The sequence below is a fragment of the Campylobacter sp. RM6914 genome, assembly GCF_004803835.1.
Taxonomy (GTDB): Bacteria; Campylobacterota; Campylobacteria; order Campylobacterales; family Campylobacteraceae; genus Campylobacter_A; species Campylobacter_A californiensis.
Window position 1 is genome coordinate 254,250 of the sequence record NZ_CP012545.1, and the last position, 26,289, is coordinate 280,538.

Annotated in this window: 28 protein-coding genes and 1 tRNA gene; 25 read left to right on the top strand and 4 right to left on the bottom strand. The window is 37.4% G+C overall.

The window, feature by feature from the left end; all coding sequences use genetic code 11:
* The first annotated feature begins 182 nt into the window (after nt 1-182).
* From purB to CCAL_RS01370, 8 genes are all read left to right on the top strand, one after another.
* Nucleotides 183-1,529: an adenylosuccinate lyase gene (gene purB / locus CCAL_RS01335; RefSeq protein WP_170015158.1), complete on the top strand. Its 1,347-nt coding sequence runs from the start codon at nt 183-185 to the stop codon at nt 1,527-1,529.
* Between the two features lie 175 nt (nt 1,530-1,704).
* On the top strand, nt 1,705-3,105 hold the full coding sequence (locus tag CCAL_RS01340; RefSeq protein WP_172285028.1) for an anion permease: 1,401 nt from the start codon (nt 1,705-1,707) through the stop codon (nt 3,103-3,105).
* Nucleotides 3,106-3,224: 119 nt separating this feature from the next.
* On the top strand, nt 3,225-3,620 hold the full coding sequence (locus CCAL_RS09310; RefSeq protein WP_236860490.1) for a helix-turn-helix domain-containing protein: 396 nt from the start codon (nt 3,225-3,227) through the stop codon (nt 3,618-3,620).
* Between the two features lie 173 nt (nt 3,621-3,793).
* Nucleotides 3,794-4,174 carry a hypothetical protein gene (locus tag CCAL_RS09315; protein ID WP_449240111.1) on the top strand — a complete coding sequence of 127 codons (381 nt, stop codon included), beginning with the start codon at nt 3,794-3,796 and terminating at the stop codon, nt 4,172-4,174.
* Nucleotides 4,175-4,218: 44 nt separating this feature from the next.
* Nucleotides 4,219-4,527 carry a hypothetical protein gene (locus CCAL_RS01350; RefSeq protein ID WP_172285029.1) on the top strand — a complete coding sequence of 103 codons (309 nt, stop codon included), beginning with the start codon at nt 4,219-4,221 and terminating at the stop codon, nt 4,525-4,527.
* A 79-nt stretch (nt 4,528-4,606) separates the two neighbouring features.
* Complete coding sequence (mnmG, locus tag CCAL_RS01355; RefSeq protein ID WP_169937515.1) at nt 4,607-6,475, top strand: tRNA uridine-5-carboxymethylaminomethyl(34) synthesis enzyme MnmG; 1,869 nt, start codon at nt 4,607-4,609, stop codon at nt 6,473-6,475.
* A 307-nt stretch (nt 6,476-6,782) separates the two neighbouring features.
* Nucleotides 6,783-9,023 carry a formate dehydrogenase subunit alpha gene (gene fdhF / locus CCAL_RS09515; protein ID WP_228026719.1) on the top strand — a complete coding sequence of 747 codons (2,241 nt, stop codon included), beginning with the start codon at nt 6,783-6,785 and terminating at the stop codon, nt 9,021-9,023.
* A 212-nt stretch (nt 9,024-9,235) separates the two neighbouring features.
* Entirely contained in the window at nt 9,236-10,663 is a 1,428-nt protein-coding gene (locus CCAL_RS01370; protein WP_170015151.1) for a filamentous hemagglutinin N-terminal domain-containing protein, read from the top strand.
* Nucleotides 10,664-10,667: 4 nt separating this feature from the next.
* Here CCAL_RS01370 and CCAL_RS09430 read toward each other — a convergent pair whose 3' ends face one another.
* Nucleotides 10,668-10,790: a hypothetical protein gene (locus tag CCAL_RS09430; RefSeq protein ID WP_257792137.1), complete on the bottom strand. Its 123-nt coding sequence runs from the start codon at nt 10,788-10,790 to the stop codon at nt 10,668-10,670.
* A gap of 584 nt (nt 10,791-11,374) precedes the next feature.
* On the opposite strand from CCAL_RS09430, the gene CCAL_RS01375 reads away from it, so the two are divergent.
* The 5 genes from CCAL_RS01375 to CCAL_RS01395 are packed head-to-tail and all read left to right on the top strand — an operon-like array spanning nt 11,375 to nt 13,039.
* Nucleotides 11,375-11,737, top strand: a complete 363-nt coding sequence (locus CCAL_RS01375) for a hypothetical protein (RefSeq protein WP_172285030.1) — start codon at nt 11,375-11,377, stop codon at nt 11,735-11,737.
* Nucleotides 11,737-12,144 (top strand): hypothetical protein, encoded by a 408-nt coding sequence (locus CCAL_RS01380; RefSeq protein WP_170015145.1) that lies wholly within the window; start codon nt 11,737-11,739, stop codon nt 12,142-12,144. Before CCAL_RS01375 ends, CCAL_RS01380 begins: the two co-directional genes overlap by 1 nt.
* A gap of 39 nt (nt 12,145-12,183) precedes the next feature.
* Entirely contained in the window at nt 12,184-12,357 is a 174-nt protein-coding gene (locus CCAL_RS01385) for a hypothetical protein (RefSeq protein ID WP_169937494.1), read from the top strand.
* Nucleotides 12,342-12,740, top strand: coding sequence for a hypothetical protein (locus CCAL_RS01390; RefSeq protein ID WP_170015143.1), 399 nt, complete (start codon nt 12,342-12,344; stop codon nt 12,738-12,740). Before CCAL_RS01385 ends, CCAL_RS01390 begins: the two co-directional genes overlap by 16 nt.
* A 5-nt stretch (nt 12,741-12,745) precedes the next feature.
* Nucleotides 12,746-13,039 carry a hypothetical protein gene (locus CCAL_RS01395; protein ID WP_170015141.1) on the top strand — a complete coding sequence of 98 codons (294 nt, stop codon included), beginning with the start codon at nt 12,746-12,748 and terminating at the stop codon, nt 13,037-13,039.
* 117 nt (nt 13,040-13,156) lie between these two features.
* Here CCAL_RS01395 and CCAL_RS01400 read toward each other — a convergent pair.
* The 3 genes from CCAL_RS01400 to mraY form a co-directional block, all read right to left on the bottom strand.
* Nucleotides 13,157-13,232 (bottom strand) — tRNA-Phe (locus tag CCAL_RS01400).
* A 79-nt stretch (nt 13,233-13,311) separates the two neighbouring features.
* Nucleotides 13,312-14,514 (bottom strand): UDP-N-acetylmuramoyl-L-alanine--D-glutamate ligase, encoded by a 1,203-nt coding sequence (gene murD / locus CCAL_RS01405; RefSeq protein ID WP_170015139.1) that lies wholly within the window; start codon nt 14,512-14,514, stop codon nt 13,312-13,314.
* A 22-nt stretch (nt 14,515-14,536) separates the two neighbouring features.
* Nucleotides 14,537-15,601, bottom strand: coding sequence for a phospho-N-acetylmuramoyl-pentapeptide-transferase (gene mraY, locus CCAL_RS01410; RefSeq protein ID WP_170015137.1), 1,065 nt, complete (start codon nt 15,599-15,601; stop codon nt 14,537-14,539).
* 76 nt (nt 15,602-15,677) lie between these two features.
* Here mraY and gpmI point away from each other — a divergent pair, with 76 nt between their 5' ends.
* The 12 genes from gpmI to fliR all read left to right on the top strand — a co-directional run bounded on the left by gpmI (nt 15,678) and on the right by fliR (nt 26,242).
* Nucleotides 15,678-17,147, top strand: a complete 1,470-nt coding sequence (gene gpmI / locus CCAL_RS01415; RefSeq protein WP_170015135.1) for a 2,3-bisphosphoglycerate-independent phosphoglycerate mutase — start codon at nt 15,678-15,680, stop codon at nt 17,145-17,147.
* 100 nt (nt 17,148-17,247) lie between these two features.
* Nucleotides 17,248-17,991, top strand: a complete 744-nt coding sequence (gene fabG / locus CCAL_RS01420) for a 3-oxoacyl-ACP reductase FabG (RefSeq protein WP_169937070.1) — start codon at nt 17,248-17,250, stop codon at nt 17,989-17,991.
* A gap of 57 nt (nt 17,992-18,048) precedes the next feature.
* Nucleotides 18,049-18,282: an acyl carrier protein gene (gene acpP, locus CCAL_RS01425; RefSeq protein ID WP_169937071.1), complete on the top strand. Its 234-nt coding sequence runs from the start codon at nt 18,049-18,051 to the stop codon at nt 18,280-18,282.
* Between the two features lie 38 nt (nt 18,283-18,320).
* Nucleotides 18,321-19,532, top strand: coding sequence for a beta-ketoacyl-ACP synthase II (locus CCAL_RS01430; protein WP_169937073.1), 1,212 nt, complete (start codon nt 18,321-18,323; stop codon nt 19,530-19,532).
* 2 nt (nt 19,533-19,534) lie between these two features.
* Nucleotides 19,535-20,470, top strand: a complete 936-nt coding sequence (accA, locus tag CCAL_RS01435) for an acetyl-CoA carboxylase carboxyl transferase subunit alpha (protein WP_169971847.1) — start codon at nt 19,535-19,537, stop codon at nt 20,468-20,470.
* Between the two features lie 115 nt (nt 20,471-20,585).
* Nucleotides 20,586-21,194, top strand: coding sequence for a riboflavin synthase (locus tag CCAL_RS01440; RefSeq protein WP_169937077.1), 609 nt, complete (start codon nt 20,586-20,588; stop codon nt 21,192-21,194).
* Nucleotides 21,195-21,228: 34 nt separating this feature from the next.
* The gene (pgeF, locus tag CCAL_RS01445; RefSeq protein WP_170015133.1) at nt 21,229-21,927 is read left to right on the top strand and encodes a peptidoglycan editing factor PgeF; all 699 of its coding nucleotides are present in this window, start codon (nt 21,229-21,231) and stop codon (nt 21,925-21,927) included.
* Between the two features lies 1 nt (nt 21,928).
* Nucleotides 21,929-22,144, top strand: coding sequence for an acetyltransferase (locus CCAL_RS01450; RefSeq protein WP_170015131.1), 216 nt, complete (start codon nt 21,929-21,931; stop codon nt 22,142-22,144).
* Between the two features lie 721 nt (nt 22,145-22,865).
* Nucleotides 22,866-23,651 (top strand): 30S ribosomal protein S2, encoded by a 786-nt coding sequence (rpsB, locus tag CCAL_RS01455; RefSeq protein ID WP_170015129.1) that lies wholly within the window; start codon nt 22,866-22,868, stop codon nt 23,649-23,651.
* Nucleotides 23,651-24,715 carry a translation elongation factor Ts gene (gene tsf / locus CCAL_RS01460; RefSeq protein WP_170015127.1) on the top strand — a complete coding sequence of 355 codons (1,065 nt, stop codon included), beginning with the start codon at nt 23,651-23,653 and terminating at the stop codon, nt 24,713-24,715. The genes rpsB and tsf overlap by 1 nt, the downstream gene beginning before the upstream one ends.
* 1 nt (nt 24,716) lies before the next feature.
* A complete protein-coding gene (locus CCAL_RS01465) occupies nt 24,717-25,364 on the top strand; it encodes an ABC transporter ATP-binding protein (RefSeq protein ID WP_170015125.1) in 648 nt (215 codons plus the stop codon).
* Between the two features lie 116 nt (nt 25,365-25,480).
* Nucleotides 25,481-26,242, top strand: a complete 762-nt coding sequence (gene fliR / locus CCAL_RS01470; protein WP_170015123.1) for a flagellar biosynthetic protein FliR — start codon at nt 25,481-25,483, stop codon at nt 26,240-26,242.
* Nucleotides 26,243-26,289 lie beyond the last annotated feature (47 nt).

Genomic DNA, 26,289 nt, shown 5'->3' on the forward strand with positions numbered 1-26,289 from the left:
AAATCATAATAATATCATATATTGTTTGAATAAAGCTTAAATTTTTGTATTTTTATAACTAATCCATCTTTGTAAATTTTATTTAATATTACTTTCTTATCGGTCAGTTTTTGTCCGCACACTCGGTTATACTTTCACTAAAGATTTGCAAATCACAACAAAATCAACCTAAGGAGTATAAGATGGCTTCAAGTAGTATAGACAGTAGAGTTTTTGGGGTGCTTTTTGCAAGCGAAGAGATGAAAAAAATTTTTAGCGATGAAAATCGTGTGCAAAAATGGCTTGATACAGAGGCTGCACTTGCTCGTGCACAAGCAAAGCTTGGTATCATTACCGAGCATCAAGCAAAGCAGATAACAAAATTTGCAAAAGCCCAGTTGCTCGACATCGACGCGATAGGTGAGAATTATAAAAGTTCTATCACGATCGTGCCACTTTTGAAAGAATTTAAAAAGGTCTTTGACGATGATAGCGGTGAATTTGTGCATTGGGGTGCGACTAGTCAAGACATAATGGATAACGGTATGGTGCTTCAAATTCGCGAAGCTCATACGCTTTTAGCAAAACTTTTAACAAAAACTTATAATGAGTGTTTAAAGATCGCTCAAAAATACAAAAATACCGTTATGGCTGGCCGCACTCACGTTATACACGCACTTCCTATAACATTTGGCTTTAAAGTCGCCATGTGGGCACAAGAGATAAAAAGAAGCTTAGAGCGTCTTGAAGAGATAAAGTCGCGCCTTTTTGTCGGTCAGCTAAGCGGTGCGGTAGGAACTATGGCTTCTCAAGAGGGAAAAGGTTTTGCGATGCAAGAACTAATGTTTGCTGATCTTGGATTAAATGTTCCTGTGATCTCATGGCATCCAAGTCGTGATCATATAGCTGAATTTGTTAGCCTTGAGGCGATCATCGCAGGCACTATCGGACGTATCGCTAGAGAAATTTTAAGCCTGCAGCGCACTGAAATTTGCGAGGTTGAAGAGCCGTTTTTTATGGGTAAAGTAGGAAGCTCTACGATGCCGCATAAGCGCAATCCTCAAGTTTGTGAAAGTGTTATCGCTCTAACTCGCATAGTGCGTGCTCAAGCTCCTTTGGCTGTAGAGGTTATGGGGTGTGAAAATGAGCGTGATTGGGGTTGCGAGGCTGTTGAGTGGGATATCGTGCCGCACGCTTCTGTTTGCCTAGCTGCTGCACTTGAAAAACAAAACGATATTTTAGAAAATCTCATCGTCTATCCTGAAAATATGAAACGAAATTTGGACGCTTTAAAAGGTGCGATGTTAAGTGAAGCCGTCATGCTTCATCTTGGGGAAAAGCTAGGGCGCCTAAGTGCTCACGAGATCGTATATGAAGTTTGTATGAAAGCTTTTACTGACGGAAAACCTGTGATAGATGATCTTTTAGAGCGTGATGAGGTGGCAAAATACTTTACAAGAGCCGATCTTGAAAAGATAATGAATCCGGAGCTTTATGTGGGTGAGAGTGCGGCTTTTGTAGATCGTGTGCTAGCTGATAGTAAAAAGTAATAATCGCTCCCTTTTAGAGGCTCTTTGCGAAGTTGTAAAATTTTGGCTTGATGAATAAATATTTTATTTACACTAAAATTTTACTACACACTAGCAAAGGGCATCTAAAAATAGTTTGCGGTTTATTTTCACGGTATCTAACTATAAAATACCTTGAAATTTAAAAGGATATAAGATGAACAAATTAACAAAATCTCTCATTGTTATTGCAGTGGGTGTTATAATATGGTTTTGCCCTCATCCTGTCGAAGTAGCGCCAAATGCATGGCATCTTTTTGCTATCGTTGTTGCTACTATCTTAGGACTTATTTTGCAGCCTTTGCCTATCGGAGCTATAGCATTTATCGGAGTTACGATAGCTATCTTAACAAAAACTCTAAGTGTAAAAGACGCGCTTGCTGGTTTTGGAAATGCAACCATTTGGCTTATATTTTGTGCCTTTATTTTGGCAAGAGGATTTATAAAGACAGGACTTGGCAGACGCATAGCTTATAAGATCATCTCCCTTGTTGGTGATAGCACTCTTAAAATCGGCTACGGCATAGTATTAAGCGACCTTGTCATATCTCCTGCGATGCCAAGCAGTGGAGCAAGAGCGGGTGGTATATTATTTCCTATTGTAAAAGGTTTAAGCAGTGCTTTAGGTTCAGAGCCTGACGGAAGTAGAAAGCGTGCGGGAGCATTTTTTATGCAGACGCTTTGGCAAGGCAATACTATAACAAATGCGATGTTTTTAACTTCAATGGCGGCAAACCCGTTAATAGCAAAATTTGCGGCAGATACATTTCATGTGGAGATTTCTTGGACGCTTTGGGCTTTAGCGTCTTTGCTCCCAGGTCTTGTCTCTATAGCTTTGATACCTTACTTGCTTTATAAAATTTATCCGCCGGAGGTTAAACAATACCCAGAAGGTAAAGCCATAGCAAAGGCAGAGCTTGAAAAAATGGGTGATATGAGCTATGGTGAAAAGGTTGTAGTAGGAGTGTTTGTAGGTGCGTTAGTACTTTGGGCTACCGGTAGCTTAACAGGACTAAACGCTACTACGGTTGCACTACTTGCTGTTTGTGTGCTTGTCGTTTTTGAGGTGCTTAGTTGGGATGATGTGTTGGCTGAAAAGGGCGGTTGGGATACGCTTGTATGGATGGGCTCTCTTATCACGCTAGCGGGTGAGCTTAGCAAGCTTGGTTTTGTAAAATGGTTTGCAGCTTACGCAGCGGGCGCTGTAGGCGGTATATCTTGGGTTTTTGCACTTGGAATTTTGCTACTTATTTATGTGTATACGCATTACTTTTTTGCAAGCCTTACAGCACATATCACTGCGATGTATGCGACATTTGGTGCGGTTGCGATAGCTGCAAATGCACCTGCTATGCTAGTGGCGCTTTTGCTGGCATTTGCTTCAAATTTGATGATGCCTATCACGCATTACGGCGGTGCACCTGCTCCTATCATCTTTGGTGCGGGATATGTCACGCAAAATGAGTGGTGGAGACTCGGCTTTATCACTACGGCTGCAAATTTATTTATCTGGGCATGCGTTGGCTCTCTTTGGTGGAAAGTGCTTGGACTTTGGTAATTTTGCAAATGTTTTAAATTTAAAATTTGACACTATGGTGAAACTACTTATCTTGTGTCAAATTTTATAAATTTTTAATAACTAAATTTGCTAGAATTTGTAAGTTTGAAGGGTGAAAAATGCAAAACAAAAAGAGCTTTGAACTTTTAAATTTATTAAAAGAACTGGTTAAAACCAGCGAGATAAATGTTAAAAATTACGCCTTAAAAACAGCTCTTAGCGAAAGAACGATAAGGCGATATTTAAGTGATATAAGGGAGTATTTTGGCAAAGACTCAATCATGATAACTTCCCGCGGAAACTACATCGCCGTAGATAAAGACCTGCTTAGCACGGTCTTGCTTCCAAGCCAAAAAGAGAGCGATGAGTTTGAAAAATTAATCGACCTTCTTCATATAATAAACCCCGGCTTTACAAAGGTTTTGCCAAGTGCGTATAAGCGTATCGATGATAAGCTTGGTAAAGAGCTTGCCGACGCATTTTTGATAAAAGGAAGTCCACATGAAAACCAATAAACATAGAGATATTAAGCCAATTAAAAAAGGCTATAAAATTTAGAAAGTATTGTGATATTTACAGTGAGGGCAGGTGGTTAAAAGAGGTTAAGGCGTTAAAGATAATTTACTGCAAAGGCAACTGGCAGCTAGCTGTTATAAACCCCCAAGACCCTCAAAATAACGGTTTTAGCGTGATAAGACTTTGCTTTATAGATAAAGTCAATATCCACTCTCATACCTTTAATATAAGCACCTATACCGAAAACTTCATCAAAAATTTAGAGAGCTTTTGGGATGGGTATAAATGTGAACCGTATCTTTGTGAGGTGGCGGTAAGTGATGAAATTTTAAAATTTTTTAAGGTCAAGAAATTTTTTAAAACTCAAAATATCGCAGAGAGTTTGCAAAACGGCTGGACTAAGATCACTTTTGAAATAACAAGCGATGATATGATCTTAATGCTTGCTTGTAGGTGGTTTCCTGACTTTATCATTATCTCGCCAATTGGTGCAAGAGATAAATTTAGCGAGTTGGCAAAAAGATATCTCTTAAATTTAAATGTCAAATTTTAAATGACTTGGAATATCTTTTGCTTTTTATCCAAAAAAGGATAAAAATGAAAATTCCAACCAATGATGATATAAAAAACATCATGCTTCAAAACCTTTCAAAAAATGCAAATGCTTTAAATTTAAGCGATATGAAAAGTAACGAATACGGCTCTTTTTTGGAAAATTTGGCACAGAACGAAAAGGGAAATTCAACCGTTTATAAAGAGCTTGAAAAAGAAGTCGCCCAAGACGCTAAAATGTTTAAGCAATTTGACTTTATGCGACTTATGAATAGGCTGCAATTTGGCAATTTAAACGATAAAGAGAGGGCTGAAATTTTTGCCAAGATGACAAAGATCGCAAGTGAAATTTAAGAGCTTTTTTGCACAACTTTCACATTAATTTTATGCTTTTTAGGATAAAATCTCTCAAAATTTTAAAAGGTTAAATTTAATGAATAGTTATGATATTATCGTTGTGGGCGGCGGACATGCGGGCATCGAGGCATGTTTGGCGGCTGCCAAAACGGGCCATAAGACACTTTTGATAACAATCCTTGCAGAGCAAATCGGGGCCGCAAGCTGTAACCCTGCTATCGGAGGTCTTGCCAAAGGACACTTAGTAAAAGAGATCGATGCACTCGGCGGTCAGATGGGTTTAACTACCGATGCGGTGGGGATTCAATTTCGTATGCTAAATGAGAGCAAAGGTCCGGCGGTGCGCGGCTCAAGAGCTCAGATAGATATGGACAGATATCGTGTTTATATGCGAAACGTGCTTTTAAATACGCCAAATCTTGACATCACACAAGAGATGGCTACAGAAATTTTAACCAAAGATAATGAAATTTGTGGTGTTAAAACCAACCTTGGCAACACTTATAACTGCAAGAAATTAATCATCACCACTGGCACGTTTTTAAATGGACTAATTCATGTGGGGTTTAACAAGATAGAAGCCGGGCGTGTGGGCGAATTAAGCTCTAAAAATTTAAGTACAAGCCTTAAAAGCTTAGGACTAGCGATGGGACGTTTAAAGACCGGGACTTGTCCTAGGATAGATGCAAAAAGTATTGATTTTAGCGTTCTTGAAAAGCAAGACGGAGACGGTGCCCCGATAGCTTTTAGCTTTAGAACTAAAAATTTTAATCCCAATCAACTTCCTTGTTATATCGCTTATACTAATGAAACCACTCATGAGATTATCCGCTCAAATTTTGATAAAGCGCCACTGTTTACTGGGCAGATAGAAGGTGTTGGACCTCGTTATTGCCCTAGTATCGAAGATAAGATCAACCGCTTTGCCGATCGCGATCGTCATCATTTGTTTGTCGAGCCACAAACCGCAGACGCCACGGAGTATTATATAAACGGCTTTTCTACAAGTTTACCTTATGATGTGCAAGTGGCGATGCTTCACTCTGTCAAAGGTTTTGAAAATGCTAGGATAGTGCGCCATGGGTATGCGATCGAGTATGATTATGTCGAGCCTACCGAGTTAAGGCATAGTTTGGAGACTAAAAAGATAAAAGGACTTTATCTTGCAGGACAGATAAACGGCACGACAGGCTATGAAGAGGCCGGAGCGCAAGGGCTGATGGCTGGTATAAATGCCTCTTTAAGTCTTAAAGGCAAAGAACCGCTTGTCTTGCGCCGTGACGAGGCATATATAGGCGTGATGATAGACGACCTTGTAACAAAGGGAACTAAAGAGCCTTATCGTATGTTTACCTCAAGAGCAGAGTATAGGCTTTTGTTACGCGAAGATAACGCTATACTAAGGCTTGGCGCATATGGTCATGAGCTCGGGTTGCTTGATGATGAAACATTTAACCGCATCGAAAATATCAAACAAAATTTAAAAGACGGCGTGGAACTACTAAACACCAAAGAGATAACTCCTTCAAAAGAGAATTTGGCATTTTTGGCATCTATGAGCGAAGAGATAATCAGCGAAAAAGCAACTTTGCAAAAGATAGTAGCTAGAAAGAGCTTTACTCGTGAGAAGTTGACACTGCTTGATGAGTTCTTTAAAGAGCTTGACGAGATAAGCTTGGAACAAATTTTAGTTCAAAGTAAATATCAACACTATATCGGCGAACAACAAAACCAAATCGAACGCATGAAAGAGATGCTTGGCGTTAAAATCCCTGAAAATTTTAGCTTTAAAGGCATTAGCGGACTTAGTAACGAAGTAGTAGAAAAGCTTGAGAAATTTGCGCCCGCTACGCTTTTTGCGGCAAGTGAAATTTCAGGCATAACTCCCGCTGCTGTTGATATTTTGCATATCTACATAAAGATGTTTAACAAAAAAGACAAGTAGGATTTCCCGCTTGTCTTGCCTCTTAAATTTATTTTTTATTTAAATTTTATATTAATTATATTTTATAAACTTATAGCATAAAATTTATAAAAAATTGTATCTTATGCTATTAAAAAATTTATTTTTATAAAATTTTTTCAGAAAATTTAATCTTTTAAAACATCACTTCTTCTATAAATTTAGCCTATTTTACGGTATTTTAAAATATGCTATTTTTACATATCTATTAAAATAAGCTTAAATATTAAAATTAATTTAATATTTTTAGTCGTATAATAGCCGTGCATAAAATTTAAAAGGAGAGTCAATGGAAACGATCGTAAAGACGACCTGTCCGTATTGCGGTACCGGTTGCGGTATCGACCTTGTCGTTAAAAACGGCAGGATAGTTGGTGCAAAACCTACTCAAGATCACCATGTCAATGACGGCGAGCTTTGTTTAAAAGGTATGTTTGGTTGGGAATTTGTAAATTCTCCAAAACGTATAACACGCCCTTTGATGCGTAAACGAAACGGTGTTTTTGACAAGCATGGGGATTTAGAAGAGGTAAGCTTTGATGAGGCTTATGATTTTATCGCGGATAAATTTAAAACAACCGTGGCAAAATACGGAAGCGACTCTATTATGGGATTTAGCTCGGCTAGATCAAACAATGAAGACAACTATGTATTTCAAAAATTTTTTCGTGCACAAGGCAGCAACAACGTAGATCACTGCGCTCGTCTTTGACACGCTCCTACCGTGGCAGGTCTTGCCAATACACTAGGTAACGGAACGATGACAAACGACCTTGTGGAGTTTGCTACATATACTGATGTATTTTTGTTAATCGGCACAAACACTAGCGAGTGTCACCCTATAATCGCCATGCAGATACAACGAGGACTTGAGCGTGGTGCAAAGATGATCGTTATCGATCCAAAGCGCACCGATATGGCTAAAAAAGCAGACATTTATCTGCAAATTCCTATAGGCTCAAACATAAAAACGCTAAACACAATGATGAATGTCATCTTGAGTGAAAATTTACAAGATGACGAATTTATCGCAAATTATACTCACGGTTTTGAGTATTTAAAAGAGGCGGTTAAAGACTTTACGCCTGAAAAATTTGAACAAGAAACAGGGATTAAAGCAAGTCTTATCATAGAGGCCGCTAGAATGTATGCCAAAGCAGGGACGGCTGCGATTTGCTATACTATGGGCATTACGCAGTTTACCGATGGAACTTCTAATGTCTTTAGTCTTTCAAATTTGGCTTTAATGACCGGAAATTTAGGCAAAAAAGGTGCGGGTGTAAATCCTCTTCGCGGACAAAATAACGTCCAAGGCGCATGTGATATGGGTGCACTTCCTAACGTCATACCTGCAGGCGCTGTAAATAGTCCTTACGCACAAGAGCAAGCACGCAAGGTGTGGCACTTTGAGCTTAATCCAACTCCGGGCGTAAAATTAACCCAAGCACCTGATAAGATGGATAGCGGTGAGATAAAACTGCTTTATGTATTTGGTGAAAATCCCGTGATGAGTGACCCTTGGACGCAACACTTCATCCACTCTATACATCATCTTGACTGCTTTATTGTTCAAGATCTTTTCTTAACAGAAACCGCTCAAAAAGCCGATATCGTGCTACCTGCGGCATGTTGGGGAGAAAAAGACGGAACATTTTTAAACACCTCCCGTAGAGTGCAACGAACGCGTAAGGCAAGCGAGCCTGTAGGCGGGGTAGAGCCTGACTGGAAAGTAGTTTGCAATATCGCTAATCGCATGGGACTTGAGGGTTTTAACTTTGGTAATGCCGAGCAAGTTTGGAACGAATTACGCGAGTTGATGCCAAAATTCTTTGGCGGCATAAGCTACTATAGGCTTGAAAAATTAGGCGGTATATCATGGCCTTGTCCTGATGAAGATCATCCAGGAACTCCTGTGCTTTATACTGATAAAAAGTCCATGCTTCCAGACGGTAAATTCCGTTTTGTGCCCGTGATTTACCTTGATGACAAAACACAACGAGCCGATGCCGAGGCTAAATTTAGGGATAGACTTAATATCCCAAATGAATATCCTGTGGGATCTGGTGTGCTTAGTGAAGTGCCTACGGAGATTTATCCTTGTTTGTTTACAACCGGTCGTAAGGTATATCACTATCATACAGGCTCAATGACTAGAGAGTGTCCCGCTCTTGAGTATGGTGCAGGAGTTGAAGGTGCGCTTATAGAGGTAAGTCCTGATATAGCAAATGAGAGAGATTTGCAGGAGGGATGTTACGCTTTGGTTGAAAATAAGCGTGGTAAGATCGCAGCAAAACTTCATGTAAATAGCGACCTCAAAGAGAGCACGATATTTACTACTTTTCACTACAGTGAGGCTGACGGCAACGAACTAACAAATGCCGGCGACCCGGATCCACTTTCCGGTATCACACCGCTTAAAATGACGATAGCAAATATCAAAAAATTAAGCGAGGACGAGTTTATAAAATTTAGAGAGCAAAACGAGATGGATATGCACTCTGAAACGCCGTATTTGTCTGCTAGACACTAAAATTTAAGGCGACTTTAGAGGGGTCTCCTTGAAATACTTTTGCTTAATTAGTTGTGATCTTAGAATGGATTGTGCCATATTATTGTTACTGTTACGGCATAACGCTGTCTGAGGAGAGGAGTTGTTTTAAAGAAATGGCAACACTCCTCAGCTTGGTTATCACTCTCTAATATTTTTACAAATAAAAGCATATTTCCTAAAATAAGCATTAGGTGAATTTAATACAAATTTTCTCAATCATATCTTGTATTTTTATTATCATATCGTTATTTATTTCGCAAATCTTAGCTCAAATCATCCCCGATAAATCTGCCTCGCAATCTAATCAGCCGGCAATTTCAAAATCAAGCAATAATGCCTTTATAGTAAATATTGTAACTCCTAATAATAAAGGCATATCATTTGATGAGTATACTAGATTTAATACTCCTAATAGCGGCACGGTTTTAAATAACTCCGTAAATGGAGCTAACACTAGTATAGCAGGCTTTGTAAATGCAAATCCGTTTTTAAACGGCGGTTATGCAAATTTGATAGTAAATCAAGTAAACTCAAGCAATCCTTCTTTGCTAAAAGGAAATTTAGAGATAGCAGGAAAGAGGGCTGACTTGCTTATAGCAAATCCTAGCGGTATAAGTATAAATGGACTAAACATAATAAACGCAAGCTCCTCTTCATTTGCTACGGCCAAGTTGCACATGAACGCAGGCGATCTAAAATCACTAAATTTAACCCCGATCTTAAACGCTTCTAATCCAATGCAAGGCAAGATTGTAATAAAAGATCAAGGCTTAAATGATACGTCAAGCAATTACACTAATATCATAGCAAACACTATAAGTATAGCAAGCTCTATACACTCAAATGAGTTAAATTTGATATCCACAAATGATATGGTAATAAGCGATAAAGATAGGTTGTTTAATAAAATACGGCCAACTTCATCTTCGTCGTCTAGTATGCCAAGTATATCTATAGATAGCTCATCTCTTGGAGGAATGTATGCCAATAAGATAAATATCATAGCTACTAAAGATGGCGTAGGTGTAAATAATGCCGGTATAATCAGCGCAAGTAAGATAAGCATTAATGCAAACGGAGATATTATAAATTTAAACACCATTAAAGCCAAGGATGAGTTGCAACTAAACTCTGCTAAAACCATATCTAATCAAGATAGTGCTTTGATTTCAAGCTCCAATGATATGAGCTTATTTGCAGGCTTTATTAGCAACCTAACAAACTCAAATATCATCGCCGCTAATCATTTAAACATAAAAGCAAACAACCTAAACAACTTCTCGCAAAGCGTCATTAAAACAAGATTTGAGCAATACACCGATGTGTTAAATTTAACTTGCGGGAGTTGTGGAGATAGGACTTTTGACTTAAGTGTTGATATGCAAACCATAAAAGATGAGATAATAAACGAATGGGAGCTTGCTAATAAATCATATAACAGCGAGATGTTAAGTAAGGAGCTGTTTGAGAGAGTTGTTTTAAGTGACGCAACCTTATATGCTTTAAATTTACACACAAAAAACCTAATATTAGAGAGCCTAAGAGATAGATATACATCTAATGAAAAAGGCATGGGTATAGGAGCGGGTATAGGATTTAGCGGGGATCAAACAACCTAGCAAGCTATGATAATACAAAACTATCAAATGCTAATGCAAATTTATCTTTAAATAGATCAAGCACCATAACCAAACAAACGGTACTATCAAGTATAACGGCTAATGAAGTAAATATAAATACAACCAATAACACTCACCTAAAAGGCTCACTAATAGCAGCAGGTGAATATAAAACCATAATAGACGAGAACGGCAATAAACAAACTATCTTTATAGATAATCAAAACCTAAATTTAACTACTAACGCTCTAGCCTATGAGAATTTATCAAACACAAGCTATAAAAAAGAAACAGCTTTAAGCTTAGCAGCCAACTATGCACTAGCAAATTCAAATAGTAGCAATAACAAAGAAAATAACACAAATAATCAAACAAACCAAGAAATAAACAACAAAGATACTAATGCAAACTCTAAGATATCATCACTATCATACAGTAACAGTAGAAACCTAAGCTATGAGGCAACCAAGACACTAGCTACCATAGGAGAGGGTAGCTTAGTCATAAAAGACAAAGATAGCTCAGATGATACAACTAGACTAAACAGAGATACAGCCAGTATAAACAAAGAGCTATATAGCTCATCACTAGCATCTAGTGTGGATGCTGGTGTGGATATGAGGCTGTTTAGTGGACAAGGTAGAAATGAGATAGAAAAAGAGTATAGAGAAATGAATAAAAATATGGCCACCATAGCAAAAACCCTACCTAATGAGAATAGCTATAATAAAGCAGAAGCCATCTTTGGTTATACTTGGAATTTTAATAGGCTGCGCCAGTCTTGGTATTTTACCTACAAATGAAAATAAAGGTGGTATACTGGCGCAAATACCTATATTAACTGGCATTGAGGATAATTCTAGAAAATTACTTCAAATAGTTAATGATAAATCTGAAAAATTTATATCAAACAAAGATGATTTTATTAAATTTAAAGATAGCGAATACTATAAATCATTGAGCAAAAATGATAAAGCAAAATTTGAAAAAAATTTAAATACTCTTTATATTTCTAAAAACCAGTGGAAATTTCAAAAAATACAGCTACATTTCAAAATTTTACAAACGGCATGATGAATAATGCCGGAGAAGCTATAAAAAATGGACTACAACAAACTGGATCTTGGAACATCCGTGAGGATGCGATTGAACTTACCGTTAATTACAATCCATCTTATGGATTTTTAGGTGATTTATTTGAAGCTACTGTTGATAAATTTGGCGGAACAACTGGTATGGCAAAGCAGACTGGTAATTTTTATAGTGATGTGATTGGTGCAAGGGGTGATGCTGGAAGCAACTTTGCTAATCACTCACAAGCAAATGCATTAACTAATAGCGGAATAAAATGGAAGATAGATAATGGAGGGTTTGATGTTAATAATGGAGAACATACAATTGTATCTTTTGGGTCTCCTGTAGGCAGAAGTGAAATGGAAAAAACTATCAATCTTGCAAATAGCAATACAGGCAATAATTAATTTATATACTCTGGTACATATACAAAAAAAGGAGACTTTGTGGGAGAAGGACTTGGTGGAAATAGTGGGAATAATGGCAAGGCAACTCTTGGCGATAGGCTAAATTTTATCAATATTGGCAGGTTATTTACAGATGGTTCGCCACATAGTGAGTATATTTGTCAGCAATATATTAATGATAAGGGGGATGGGGTTCGATGCGGATACAAATAATTTTATTTTTAAGTCTATTTTTCAGTGGTTGTAGCATAATTGGTGTAGATACTGACAACGATGATATATTTGTTACTGTTGATAATACCATAATCTATAGTGACAATAGTATAATATCCGTGTCTCCTCCAGGTTATAATGGTGTATCTTTTGAGCGCCTGATAACCAATATAAAGTATAAGGATGTTATAGTTTTACGCAGAAAGATACAAGACAAGATAGTAGAAAAAATGCGACTATCTGTAGAAAAAATTAATAGACTTAGTAGTGAGCTATATTTAGATAAAACCAATATTGAAAAATTTAGGATAGATACACAAAACACAAAAGGTAAATTAAATTTAGCTATGCAACATTTGAAGAAGCTTTTGTTAGTTATATAGATGGTATGCAGTGTAGAACTTTTAAAAGTCGCGAATTTATACATAGTGCCTCTACAAAAACTAGAACGATTAAAACTAAGCAATATGAGACATACTGTAGCTTTTACAAAGAAAATGGCGAACCAAAATCTCTTTTGGTGTCATATGAGTATAGCTATATCGTAGGCAACGATGTTTTTGATGATTTTAGGCGTGATATGAATGCTATCTTTTCATCTATAAAAATAAAAATGGATAGAGAAAAGATGAAAAAAGAGGGACTTTTGTTTGAAAAGCCACATGAGGTGCAGTTTTGGTGAGAACTTTACGATCTAAATTTACTTATAGCACAAGTGTATCATCTGGCGTAGACCACGATAGATAGAAGATTGTTTTGAGGTGCAATATTTACCAAAAGATTATAATGTATAAAGAAATGGTGGTTAGAGGCAGAATCGAACTGCCGACACGCAGATTTTCAGTCTGCTGCTCTACCGACTGAGCTATCCAACCACCGGTAGTAAAAAAGAAATCTAATTATAGCTTTTTAAATTTAAAATATGTTTAAACCATGCCAAATTTATATAATTTTTTAATCATTTGTAAAATTTGCTATAAATTCTTTAAATTTATCTCCTCGCTCGGCATAGCTTTTAAACTGATCAATACTCGCGCATGCGGGGCTTAAGAGCCCGACTTCGCCAATTTGCATATTTTTTGAAATTTCATTAACTGCATTTTGTAAAAATTCACATTTATGAACCGTGATATTAAATTTGTTTGCTAAGGAGACCATTTTGTTTGTATTTGAGCCTATGGCGTAAATTTCGGCATTTGCGTTACTTAACACTTCAAAAACAGGATTCATATCCACGCCTTTATCATCACCGCCAAGTATTATGTGGATCTTGTGATTTTCATATCGCTTTAAAGCTTGTATCGTAGCGTCAATATTTGTAGCTTTCGTATCGTTTACCCAAAGTCTACCGCTTTTATCATAAAGTTCTTCAAGCTTGTTGTTTTCTATAGTAAATTTGTTTAGCAGTTCTACGTCGCAGCGATCTAGTAGAATTTTTTCTACACAAAGAGCTAAAAGGGCGTCTGTTAAAAACGGTGTTTTAAATTTTATATCATCTATATTGATGTTGCAAAATTTAGCTAAGTCAAATTCGTTTTCATAGCTTATAACATGCGCTTTTGTCGGTGTTTTGGCATAAATTTTAGGAGATATGATAACGCCGTTTTCACTCATCATGCCAAAAGGTTTTAGTTTGGATTTTTCATACTCATTAAAATTTCCATGCCAGCTTAAATGATCGGGAGTGACGGGCAAAAGCACGTAAATATCCGGCTTTGCTACGTTTGTGTAGTGTATGGTAAATGAGCTTGTTTCAAGTATCCAAATTTTTGCGTCAAGGCTTAAGTCGGCCAACGGAGTTCCAACGTTTCCACCCATTTGCGAGCCAAATTTCTCAAGCAAGTGTTGCATCATTTTTGTTGTAGTTGTCTTGCCGTTTGTGCCGCTTATCCAGATGTTAAAAGGCATTTTAGAAGCGAAAAAATCATATTCGCTTATTAAATTTCTGGCTTTTTTTATAAGCTCGTTGTTTGGTGCAATACCTGGAGAAGTTATCTCAAGTTCGCTAAAAGATGGATCAAAAGCACTTGCTGGTAGCAGCTTGTTGCCAAATTCATCCTCCATACAGCAGTTAAATTTATCGTCATAAATGTCCCAGTCACCGCTTTTTGCGATAGCTTTTATCGTTCCGCCGTAGCCAAATAAGCTCTTTTTCACTCTTATTCCTTAGTCGATAAATTTATCTTAGCTTGATTGCGATTAGCGCGATGATATTTGCTAAAAGCGCGATGATCCAAAACCTAACGATGATCTTGTTTTCTACCCAGCCTTTTATCTCAAAATGGTGATGGATCGGCGCCATGAGAAAAATTCGCTTTTTAAAAATTTTAAAACTTCCAACTTGCAAAATAACGCTTAGCGTTTCTATAAAAAATACAAAACATATAATGATGAGTAAAAATTCATTCTTGCTCATTACGCCCATCAGCCCTATAAATGCGCCTATACTTAGGCTTCCGCTATCTCCCATAAACACTTGTGCAGGGTAGCAGTTATACCATAAAAACGCAAGTAAAGAGCCGATCAAAGCGGTAGCGATGATGATAACTTCTCCTAAATTTGCGATCTTTGGTAAAAATAAATACGAACTAAAAAGCGCATGTCCGCTAAGGTATGCGAAGATGGCTAGGGTAAGAAGTGAAAATATACTAGGAACGGTTGCTAGCCCATCAAGACCGTCGGTTAAATTTACCGCATTTGAAGTGGCTACGATGACTAATGACCAGAAAAATATGGCAAAAAAGCTCAAATTTAACATAGGAAATTTATAAAACGGCACAAAAAGTTCAGCGCCGATATCGCTTGCAAAGTATAGTATCGAAGCGACTACTAGCGCAAGTGTGCTAAGGCAGAGCATTTTTACGCGAGGCTTCATGCCTGCATGGTTTTGAGCGCCTAAAATTTTACCCAAGTCATCATCAAAGCCTATCGCGCAAAAACCGATCAAAGTTATCAAGCTTACTATTACATAGATATTTTCTAATCTAGCACAAAGCAGGCTTGCTACAACTGCCGTAAATATAAAAACAAGTCCGCCCATTGTCGGTGTTTTGCCTTTTTTTTGATGGTTTTGCGGAGCAAGCTCATAGATCGGCTGGTTTGCATTTTTTGCTCTAGCCCAACGGATAAATTTAGGCATAAGCCAAATGGTTAGCGTAAATGAGATAAAAAACGACATCCCTGCGCGAACGGTAAGGTATTGGAAGAAATTTAAATTTATAAGCTCGTAGATATAATAGAACAAATTTTATGCCTTTAATTATAAAAAATGGTAATTTTAGTATAATGTCGTTAAAAAAATTATAAAATTTGGAGGCAGTGTGGCTCAAAAAACAGTACTTGTGATAACCGACGGCATAGGCTACAATCCAAGCGATAAATTTAATGCCTTTAGCAGTGCAAAAAAGCCGACTTTTGATTGGTTGTTTAAAAATAGCGCAAATACTTTAATAAAAACATCCGGGCATGCTGTTGGACTTCCGCAAGGGCAAATGGGAAACAGCGAAGTCGGACACATGACTATAGGAAGTGGAAGAATTTTATATCAAAATTTAGTCAAAATAGACCTTGCGATCAAAAACGGTGACTTTGCAAGAAATGAAAAGCTACAAAAATTATTTAAAAAATGCAAAAATATCCATGTAATCGGACTTTACAGCGACGGTGGAGTTCACTCTCATCTTGCTCATTTTGACTATTTTTGTGCTCTTGCTAAAGATAGCGGTTGTGAAGTTTTCGCGCATATCATTACCGACGGACGTGATGTTTTACCTATGAGCGGGAGTGAGTTTGTTAAAAATATCGAAGATAAATTTACCGTAGCGACTGTTTGTGGAAGATTTTACGCGATGGACAGAGATAAAAGATGGGATCGCGTTAAGCGAGCGTATGATGTGTATATGGGGGCTGGCGAGAAAATTTGCGAGGCAAAACCTAGCCGATATATCGCAAAATGTTATGAAGAAAATATCACGGACGAGTTTATCGAACCTGTTAAATTTAATGGCTTTAAGGGTATCGATAAAGATGATGGAGTAATATTTATAAATTTTAGAAATGATAGGGTTCGCGAGCTTGTAAGTGCTTTTGGCGAGGAGAATTTTGACGGCTTTGAGCGTGAAATTTTAGTTAAAAATTTAGTTACAATGACCCAGTATGATGCAAATTTTAACTTCCCGATCTTAATCCCTAAAGAAAATTTAAAAAATACATTAAGCGAAGTTATCGCCGATGCAGGACTAAGACAGCTTCATACAGCAGAAACTGAAAAATACGCACACGTAACGTTTTTCTTTAATGGAGGAGTTGAGGAACTTGTAAAAAACGAAACCAGGATTTTAGTTCCTAGTCCAAAGGTAAAAACATACGATGAAAAGCCTCAAATGAGCGCTAATGAGGTTTGTGAAGCCGTGTTAAAAGGGATGGATGACGAGCAGGATTTTATCGTTGTAAATTTTGCAAACGGCGATATGGTCGGACATACAGGCGATATCAATGCGGCGATAAAAGCTGTTGAGGCAGTTGATGAGTGTTTGGGTAGGATAATCTCAAAAGCTAAAGAAAAAGACTATGCTTATATCCAAATCAGCGATCACGGCAACTGCGAAGCTATGAGAGATGAAAACGGCGACATGTTGACAAATCACACGACATTTGATGTATTTTGCTTTGTGCTGGCGCATGGGGTTGATGAGCTAAAAGAGGGCATGGGATTAAGCAATATCGCTCCTAGTGTGCTAAAACTAATGGGGTTAAAAATACCGCAAGAGATGGATGAGGCTATATTTTAGCTGTAGCTTTGGTGTTTGTTTTGTCTAAGTTATTTTAAATTTATGAAAAGCTGATAAACTCGGAATTTGATATAAGAATAAATCATAAAAAAGGATAAAAATGAAATTTTCAGGTAAAAATGTATTAATAACCGGCGCAAGCCGCGGTATAGGTGCTCAAATAGCTAAAGTGCTAGCCGGCATGGGTCTAAAAGTTTGGATAAATTATCGTTCAAAACCGGAAATAGCAGACGCGCTTAAAGATGAGATAATAGCTAGCGGAGGCGATGCTGCAGTTATTAAATTTGACGTTACTGACGAAGATGAATTTATAAAAGGTATAAATTTGATAGTTGATAGTGACGGCGAGCTAAGCTATCTTGTAAATAATGCAGGCATTACAAACGACAAACTTGCATTAAGAATGAAAACAGAGGATTTTACAAGCGTAATAGACGCAAATTTAACCTCATCTTTTATAGGCTCAAGAGAGGCCTTAAAAGTGATGAGCAAAAAACGCTTCGGTGCAGTAGTAAATATCGCTTCAATAGTTGGTGAAATGGGTAATGCAGGGCAGGTAAACTACTCTGCTAGTAAGGGCGGAATGATAGCCATGACAAAGAGTTTCGCAAAAGAGGGTGCGAGCCGTAATGTTCGCTTTAATGCCATAACTCCTGGATTTATCGAGACTGAAATGACAGCTGTTTTAAGCGATGAAGTAAAAGAAAATTACATACAAAATATACCTTTGAAGAAATTAGGAAGTGCCGAAGATGTTGCAAACGGCGTGGCGTTTTTACTAAGTGACTACGCAAGTTACACAACCGGAGAAGTCTTAAAAATAAACGGCGGACTTTACATGTAGGCTAATTTAAGCTTAAATATATTAAAATATCGGACATTTTTTATAAGGAGAATTAAAATGGCAGTTTTTGATCAAGTAAAAGAAGTAGTTGTAGAGCAACTTAGCGTAGATCCTGAGGCAGTAAAATTAGAGTCTAAAATTATCGAAGATCTAGGCGCAGATTCACTTGATGTTGTTGAGTTAGTTATGGCTCTTGAAGAGAAATTTGAAGTAGAAATTCCTGATACTGAGGCTGAGAAGCTTATTAGTATTTCTGACGTTGTAAATTACATAGAAAAACTTGGAAAGTAATTAACCTCGCCAAAAAAGTTTTTGTATAAGGAGATGTATTGAAACGAGTCGTAGTAACAGGTATTGGCATGATCAACTCGCTTGGTCTTGATAAAGAAAGTTCTTTTAAAGCTATTTGCGAAGGCAAAACTGGCGTAAAACGCATTACGTCGTTTGATGTGAGTGATTTTCCGGTTCAGATCGCTGCTGAAATAACCGACTTTGATCCTCTTACTGTTCTTGACGGCAAAGAGGTAAAAAAAGCCGACCGTTTCATACAGCTTGGTATAAAAGCTTCAAATGAAGCCATGGCAGACGCAAATTTGGGCGATTTTGATGCGTCAAAATTTGGTGTTAGCTCAGCTGCCGGCATAGGCGGTTTGCCGAATATAGAAAAAAACTCAGTTACTCTTGCCGAAAAAGGCGTTAAGAGAATTTCACCATTTTTCATCCCATCAGCTCTTGTAAATATGCTTGGTGGCATGGTTTCTATTAACCACGGCTTACAGGGACCTAACCTGTCAAGCGTAACAGCTTGTGCTGCAGGAACACACGCTATATCTCAAGCCGCAAAGTGCATACTTGTAGGACAAACAAAGGGTATGCTTGTGGTCGGTGCTGAAGCGACTATTTGCGGTGTTGGAGTTGGTGGATTTGCAGCGATGAAAGCTCTATCTACAAGAAATGACGATCCAGCTAAAGCTTCACGTCCGTTTGACGCAGATCGCGACGGTTTTATTATGGGTGAGGGTGCCGGTGCACTTGTGCTTGAAGAGTATGAAAGTGCTAAGGCAAGAGGAGCTAGAATTTATGCTGAACTTGTAGGATTCGGCGAGAGCGGCGATGCTCATCATATCACATCACCTTCTCTTGAGGGTCCATTAAGTGCAATGAAACAAGCTCTTAGCATGGCTGGAGATGATATTAGGGTTGATTATATTAATGCACACGGAACATCAACTCCGGTAAATGATAAAAACGAAACAGCTGCGCTAAAACAAGCTTTTGGGGCAAATGTTCCGCCCGTTAGCTCAACAAAGGGTCAGATAGGACACTGTTTAGGTGCTGCAGGAGCCATTGAGGCTGTAATTTCAATAATGGCAATGCGTGATGGCATAATGCCTCCGACTATTAACTACACAACACCTGATGCGGATTGTGATCTTGATTATGTTCCAAATGTTGCCAGAAAAGCCGACATTAATGTTGCGATGAGCAACTCGTTTGGTTTTGGCGGGACAAACGGTGTTGTAATATTTAAAAAGTTGTAATTATGTCAAACTATTTGGATTTTGAAAAAAGCATTAAGCAAATTGACGATGATATAGCAAGCGCTAGAATAAAGGGCGATGAGCACGCAGTCGAAATTCTAAATAAAAATTTGGAAAAAGAAATTTCAAAAGTTTATAAAAATTTAAACGAATATCAACGTTTGCAACTAGCTAGACATCCTGACCGCCCTTATTCTATTGATTATATTAGATTTATGCTTGTTGATGCTTATGAAATTCATGGTGATAGAGCTTATCGCGATGATCCTGCAATAGTTTGTTATATTGGATATATAGGTGGCAAAAAAGTAGTAGTTATCGGCGAACAAAAAGGACGCGGAACTAAAAATAAGCTTAGACGCAATTTTGGTATGCCACATCCAGAGGGATACCGCAAGGCTCTAAGGGTAGCCAAAATGGCTGAAAAATTTAACCTTCCTATACTATTTCTCATAGACACACCGGGTGCATATCCTGGTGTAGGGGCTGAGGAGCGCGGTCAAAGTGAGGCTATCGCAAGAAATCTTTATGAGTTTGCAAATTTAAAAACCCCAACTATAGCAGTCGTTATAGGCGAGGGCGGAAGCGGCGGTGCTTTAGCTATCGGAGTAGCGGATAAACTTGCCATGATGAAAAACTCCGTCTTTTCTGTTATATCGCCGGAGGGTTGTGCTGCGATACTTTGGAATGATCCAAGTAAGCAAGAGCATGCCACAAAAGCGATGAGAATTACAGCCGACGATCTTAAAAATTTAAAACTCATAGATGACGTGATAGACGAGCCGATAAATGGTGCTCACAGAGATAAAGACACCGTTGCAAAAGCTCTTGCTGATTATTTTATTACACAAATTAGCGAGCTTGAAAAACTAAGCGTTGATGAGTTAATACAAAGACGAATGGATAAAATTTTATCCGTTGGAGCATATGAAGAGTAAATTTATACATCTGTATAAATTTCTCTTATATCTCATAAAATAACATCCTTTTTCTTTCTTATATATATCTTATACATAAATTGCTATAATTATCCAATTTCTTAAAAGAGGATAAATGTTTAACGGATTGATTCGGGAGATAGCCGAAGTTATTAGCTATCAAGATAATAAACTTACATTAAAGGCAAAACATGTCCCAAATTTGGGCGATAGTATAGCCGTTAATGGTGCTTGTCTTAGCGTTGTGGATATTTTTAGCGGCGGTTTTAGCGTAGAGCTTAGCGCTGAAACACGATCGCATATAGCTGTTGAAAATTTAAAAGGAGAGGTTCATATAGAGCCAGCCATGAGACTAAGTGACAGAGTGGATGGGCACTTGGTTCAAGGACATATCGACGCGATAGGCACGATAGATAAAATCACCAAACACGAAAATGGCGTTGATTTTTATATAAATTTACCAAATAGTATGATGCCTCTTATGGCAAACAAGGGTAGTATTTGTGTAGAAGGAGTAAGCCTGACGATAAACGAAACGCTAAAAAACGGCGTTCGTCTTACAGTGATCCCTATTACTTTTCAAGATAGTTTATTTGGTAAATTTAAAGTTGGCAGACGCGTAAATATCGAAAGCGATTTGCTGGCAAGATATATCGCTCATCAGTTAAATTTCAAATCCAAACCAAGCTGGGATGAGATAGATCACATTGCTAGCTTGTATTAGTTAAGACCGAGTAAGTAAATTTGAAAGGACGTCAATGAAATTTGAAATAGATGACGACCGTTTTTTGCTCGGTTTTACTTCCAAAAAATTCGGACTTAGCAAGGGTGCGTATACCGGGTTAAATTTAGCCTTACATGTTGGAGATGATAAAGAATGCGTGCTTAAAAATCGTGGAATTTTGGCCAATTTTCTTGGTGTCAAGCTGGGTGATTTGATCTTTATGGAGCAAATTCACTCAGACAAAGTTGAAATTTTAACCTCAAAAGATCAAAAGCTAACCCCCTGTGATGCAGTTATAACAACTCTAAAAAATACCGCACTTTGCGTAATGACGGCCGATTGTTCTCCTATTTTGATCATAGACCCTGTTTGTGAAGTGATTTGCGTTATACATGCAGGGCGCGCCGGGGTGATGAAAAAAATTTGCACCAAAGCTATAAATTTAATGAAAAATAATTTTGGTTGCGAAGCTATAAATTTGGAAGTTTTTGTCGGAGCAAATATAAAAGGCAGCTGCTACGAGGTAAAAGGCATTGATCTTGGTGAGTTTGGTCGTTATAAATTTAATGATAAATTTGATATGAACATGGCGCTGCATGACGAGATATCAAGCCTTGGCATAACTAAGATTAAATTTGAGCCAAGCTGCACACACTGTGACGAGAGGTATTTTTCATATCGCAGAGAGGGCGTAACGGGACGTTTTGCCGGATTTGTTATGATGAGGGGATAAAATGGGATATGAAAGTTTTGTTATAAAAGATCCAAGAGTTGCTAAGATAATCGAAAATGCAAAGAAATTTGATATAGAGGCACTTGAAAACGAAGCTATGCTCAAGACTTTGCTTGCTTCTCAAAAATTTACTCTTAGTCAAAACGAGCGCGATAGCATAGAAGAAATTTTCGTAAAATTAATGAAAATAGAAGAGGAAATTCAGTTAAGTAATTAGCAGAGATCACAAATAAAATACGGACACTTCGCATTAAATTCTATGTGCACCAAATTAGGTGATGAAACTTTATAGATAACTAAACTTTATAATTATTTTTTAAGACAAAGTTATAAAATAATAAGCGACAATGTAAAATACTGGATTTATGAGATCGTTGATAAAAAATTTATTGCATATTTTAAAGAGAATAAGCTTTTTATGTTAAATGAAATCAAAAATAACAGTGTCTATTATAAAAACTTTTTCAAATAAAGGCATAGTCTATTACGCAAAACCGTATTTTCAACAAAAAGATCCTGAACGCAATCATGTTTTAGCAATATTTTTGTATTTGATTATTGCTTACCAAAACTTTTATTAATATTTTAAAACATTGATAATCCAAACACTCTTTAGTGAACATGTTTCTAACGAAGAGATAATCAAAGATATGCTCGTAATTAGAAATAAGCTATTGGATTTTAAAATAAAATCATCAAATGCCATTAAAGTAAAAACAGAATATATGAATTTTATAAAGCCTTAAACAAGTCATTTGCAATGCCAAACAAGCAACTTGGCAATAAAATTTAGCTTAAATTTATAAATTTTTAAGTATAATCCAACCTTTAATTCACACACATCAATCCTAAAATTTGGTTGCGACATCTTTAAAATGTCGTTAAAGGGTGTGGAGGAAAAACCTAAATTTCGGGCAAAGCCCACAAGGAGAACCACAATGGTAACTATGAGAGATTTGTTAGAGTGCGGCGTTCACTTCGGACACCAAACACGCAGATGGAACCCAAAGATGAAAAAATTCATTTTTGGCGAGAGAAAAGGTATCTATATTATAGATCTACAAAAAACTATCCGCTACTTCCGCTATACTTACAACATCGTTCGTGACGCGGCAGCTGAAGGTAAAACTATCCTTTTTGTAGGTACTAAAAAACAAGCTGTAGAAGCTATAAAAGAGTATGCTGAAAAATGCGGTATGCCTTATGTAAATCATCGCTGGTTAGGTGGTATGATGACAAACTTCGGAACTATCCGCCAATCAATCCGCAAACTAGAAGTAATCGAAGCTATGGAAGAAGACGGCTCTATTAACCTTCTAACTAAAAAAGAAGCTCTAATGCTACGCCGCAAAAAAGAGAAACTAATCGCAACTCTAGGCGGTATTAGAAATATGAAAAATTTACCGGATATGATATTTGTTGTTGATACTGTTAAAGAGAAAATCGCGGTTCAAGAAGCAAACCGCTTAAAAATGCCTGTTATCGCTCCGATCGATACAAACTGCGATCCTGATGTTGTTGATTATCCAATCCCTGGCAACGACGATGCGATCCGCTCTGTTCAACTTTTCTGCCAAGAGATGGCTGAAGCTATAAATGAAGGCAAAGCACTGCTTGAGCAAGATGCTGACGAAAATGTAAAAGAAGAAGTTAGCCAAGACGAAAAAGACGCAGTTGTAGCTGAGGCTGTTAGTGAAGAAGATTTTGCGGAGGATGAAGAGTAATGGAAATCACTGCACAAATGGTTAAAGAGCTCCGTGAAAGCACTGGAGCTGGCATGATGGATTGCAAAAAAGCTCTTGGCGAAGCAAACGGCGATATGGAAAAAGCCGTTGATATTTTACGTGAAAAGGGCTTAGGTCAGGCTGCTAAAAAAGCCGACAGACTAGCAAGCGAGGGTCTTGTTAGTGTTGAAGTATGTGCTGAGTGTAAAGCTGCAACTATTAGCGAGATCAACTCTGAGACCGACTTTGTTGCTAGAAATCCACAATTTCAGGCTTTAACAAAAGACACTACTGCTCATATCCAAGCTAAATCTATACAAGACGTAGAGACTTTAAATTCAAGCGTAATCAACGGCGTAAAATTTGAAGAATATTTCAAAGGTCAGATCGCAACTATCGGTGAAAACCTAGTTGTTAGACGCTTTGAAACTATCACTGCTGATGCAAACGGCGTTGTAAACGGCTACGTTCACTCAAACGGACGTGTTGGTGTTTTAATCGGAGCAGCTTGCGAGAACGCTACTGTTGCAGCAAAAGCACAAGAATTTATAAGAAATTTATGTATGCACGCAGCTGCTATGAAGCCAAGCGTGATAAGCTACAAAGATCTCAATAAGGAATTTGTAGAAAAAGAATTTATAGCGCTTCGCGCAGAGCTTGAAAAAGAAAATGATGAGCTTAAACGTTTAGGCAAACCGCTTCACCATATCCCTGAGTATGCAAGCCGTTGCCAAATCGGTGAAGCAGAGCTTGAAAAAGCCAAAAAAGATATAGAAAACGAATTAAAAGCTGAAGGTAAGCCTGAAAAAATTTGGGACAAAATCATACCTGGCAAGATAGATAGATTCTATGCCGATAATACTGTTCTTGATCAACGTTTAACACTTCTTGGACAATTTTACGTAATGGATGATAAAAAAACCGTAGAGCAAGTTATAGCGGAAAAAAGTGCTGAACTCGGCGGTAAGATTGAGATCGTAAAATACGTTCGCTTTGAACTTGGCGAAGGTTTGGAGAAGAAAGTTGATGATTTTGCTGCAGAAGTTGCAGCTCAAATCGGCTAAAATGCAAATTTTAAGAGCGTCTAATCTAGGCTTTGCGTATGATTATACGCTCTTTGATAATATAAATTTAGAATTAAACTCTGGCGAAAGCACCACTATACTTGGAGTTAGCGGTTGTGGTAAATCAACCCTTCTTCACATTCTGTCCACACTTTTAAAGCCAAATTTTGGCGAAGTTGTATACGGCAGCAAGTCGCTTTACTCACTATCGCAAAATGAACTTATAAAAATTCGTAGATTTGACTTTGGTATCATTTTTCAAGCTCACTATCTTTTTAAGGGGTTTAGTGCTTTAGAAAATATCGAGCTAGCAAGCATTTTGTCAAACGAGCCTATCGACAAAAGCTATCTTGATGCACTTAAAATTTCACATGTTCTAAACCATAAAGTTGGCGAACTAAGCGGCGGACAACAACAACGTGTTAGTATTGCAAGGGTGCTAAGTAAAAAACCACGTATAATTTATGCAGACGAGCCAACAGGGAATTTAGATAAAGATACCGCAAATGATGTGATGAATGTTCTTTTTGAATACATAAAGTCAAATGATGCGAGCCTCGTACTGGTAACTCATGATAACGAGCTAGCCGCAAAATGCGACCACTCATATCATCTTGAGAACAAACAACTTTTAAAAATTTCTCTTTAAATTTAAAGCACAAACTGGTCATATTAAGTTAAATTTCAATCCGCTAAAGTTTAAAATTTATCCAAACAAAACGCAAAAAACGCTAAAATCACATAAAAATTTTAAAAAAGAGCAAAATGGAGTTAGTTCAATTTTTAGGCGCGGATCGCGTTATAACATTTATGTTGCTTTTCGCACGCCTTAGCGGACTTATCGTATTTTTTCCGTTTTACTCGCATAATCAAATTCCTCTAACTGCAAAAACCGTCTTTGCCATGCTTTTAACGATAGTACTCTTTCCTATGTCTCATGTTCATGATCATGCCATAAATTTTTTAGTTTTAGATATTTTAAGCGAACTCATGCTTGGGCTTTGTGCTGGAGCTTTGTTAAATATCGTTTTTGGCATGCTTCACATGGCTGGCGAGCAAATATCTATGGTTATGGGCTTTTCGATGGCGACTGTGCTTGACCCACAAACCGGTATAAATTCGGCAGTTATTGCTAATATACTAAATTTCATGGCACTTATGACGTTTTTGTTTTTTGACGGGCATCATTTGATTTTGCAGTTTTACGCCTCTTCTTTAGCGCAAATTCCGCTTGGCGACTTTTATCCAAGAGCCCAGATCGCGCACTATATGATTAAAATTTTTTCTGAATTGTTTATGTTTGGATTTATCTTGGCATTTCCTATTATCGCGCTTTCTTTACTGTCTGATGTGATATTTGGTATGCTCATGAAGACAATGCCACAGTTTAACCTTTTAGTCGTTGGCTATCCGATAAAAGTTACTATCGGTTTTGTTGTTTTGATTGCGATTTTGGCAGGTGTTATGAAGATGATTAGCGATATTGCTTTAAGAGTTATTAACGATCTGCCTACCCTGTTTTTTTAAAATTAAGAAAAGAGCAATGAAAAATATCATAAAATATTAGATTTAGG

Bases quoted from the DNA above. Each gene is read 5' to 3' on its own strand.
- purB (WP_170015158.1), top strand. From the start codon at position 183: ATGGCTTCAAGTAGTATAGACAGTAGAGTTTTTGGGGTGCTTTTTGCA.
- CCAL_RS01340 (WP_172285028.1), top strand. From the start codon at position 1,705: ATGAACAAATTAACAAAATCTCTCATTGTTATTGCAGTGGGTGTTATA.
- CCAL_RS09310 (WP_236860490.1), top strand. From the start codon at position 3,225: ATGCAAAACAAAAAGAGCTTTGAACTTTTAAATTTATTAAAAGAACTG.
- CCAL_RS01350 (WP_172285029.1), top strand. From the start codon at position 4,219: ATGAAAATTCCAACCAATGATGATATAAAAAACATCATGCTTCAAAAC.
- mnmG (WP_169937515.1), top strand. From the start codon at position 4,607: ATGAATAGTTATGATATTATCGTTGTGGGCGGCGGACATGCGGGCATC.
- CCAL_RS01375 (WP_172285030.1), top strand. From the start codon at position 11,375: ATGAGAATAGCTATAATAAAGCAGAAGCCATCTTTGGTTATACTTGGA.
- CCAL_RS01380 (WP_170015145.1), top strand. From the start codon at position 11,737: ATGAATAATGCCGGAGAAGCTATAAAAAATGGACTACAACAAACTGGA.
- CCAL_RS01390 (WP_170015143.1), top strand. From the start codon at position 12,342: ATGCGGATACAAATAATTTTATTTTTAAGTCTATTTTTCAGTGGTTGT.
- CCAL_RS01395 (WP_170015141.1), top strand. From the start codon at position 12,746: ATGCAGTGTAGAACTTTTAAAAGTCGCGAATTTATACATAGTGCCTCT.
- fabG (WP_169937070.1), top strand. From the start codon at position 17,248: ATGAAATTTTCAGGTAAAAATGTATTAATAACCGGCGCAAGCCGCGGT.
- acpP (WP_169937071.1), top strand. From the start codon at position 18,049: ATGGCAGTTTTTGATCAAGTAAAAGAAGTAGTTGTAGAGCAACTTAGC.
- accA (WP_169971847.1), top strand. From the start codon at position 19,535: ATGTCAAACTATTTGGATTTTGAAAAAAGCATTAAGCAAATTGACGAT.
- CCAL_RS01440 (WP_169937077.1), top strand. From the start codon at position 20,586: ATGTTTAACGGATTGATTCGGGAGATAGCCGAAGTTATTAGCTATCAA.
- pgeF (WP_170015133.1), top strand. From the start codon at position 21,229: ATGAAATTTGAAATAGATGACGACCGTTTTTTGCTCGGTTTTACTTCC.
- CCAL_RS01450 (WP_170015131.1), top strand. From the start codon at position 21,929: ATGGGATATGAAAGTTTTGTTATAAAAGATCCAAGAGTTGCTAAGATA.
- rpsB (WP_170015129.1), top strand. From the start codon at position 22,866: ATGGTAACTATGAGAGATTTGTTAGAGTGCGGCGTTCACTTCGGACAC.
- tsf (WP_170015127.1), top strand. From the start codon at position 23,651: ATGGAAATCACTGCACAAATGGTTAAAGAGCTCCGTGAAAGCACTGGA.
- CCAL_RS01465 (WP_170015125.1), top strand. From the start codon at position 24,717: ATGCAAATTTTAAGAGCGTCTAATCTAGGCTTTGCGTATGATTATACG.
- fliR (WP_170015123.1), top strand. From the start codon at position 25,481: ATGGAGTTAGTTCAATTTTTAGGCGCGGATCGCGTTATAACATTTATG.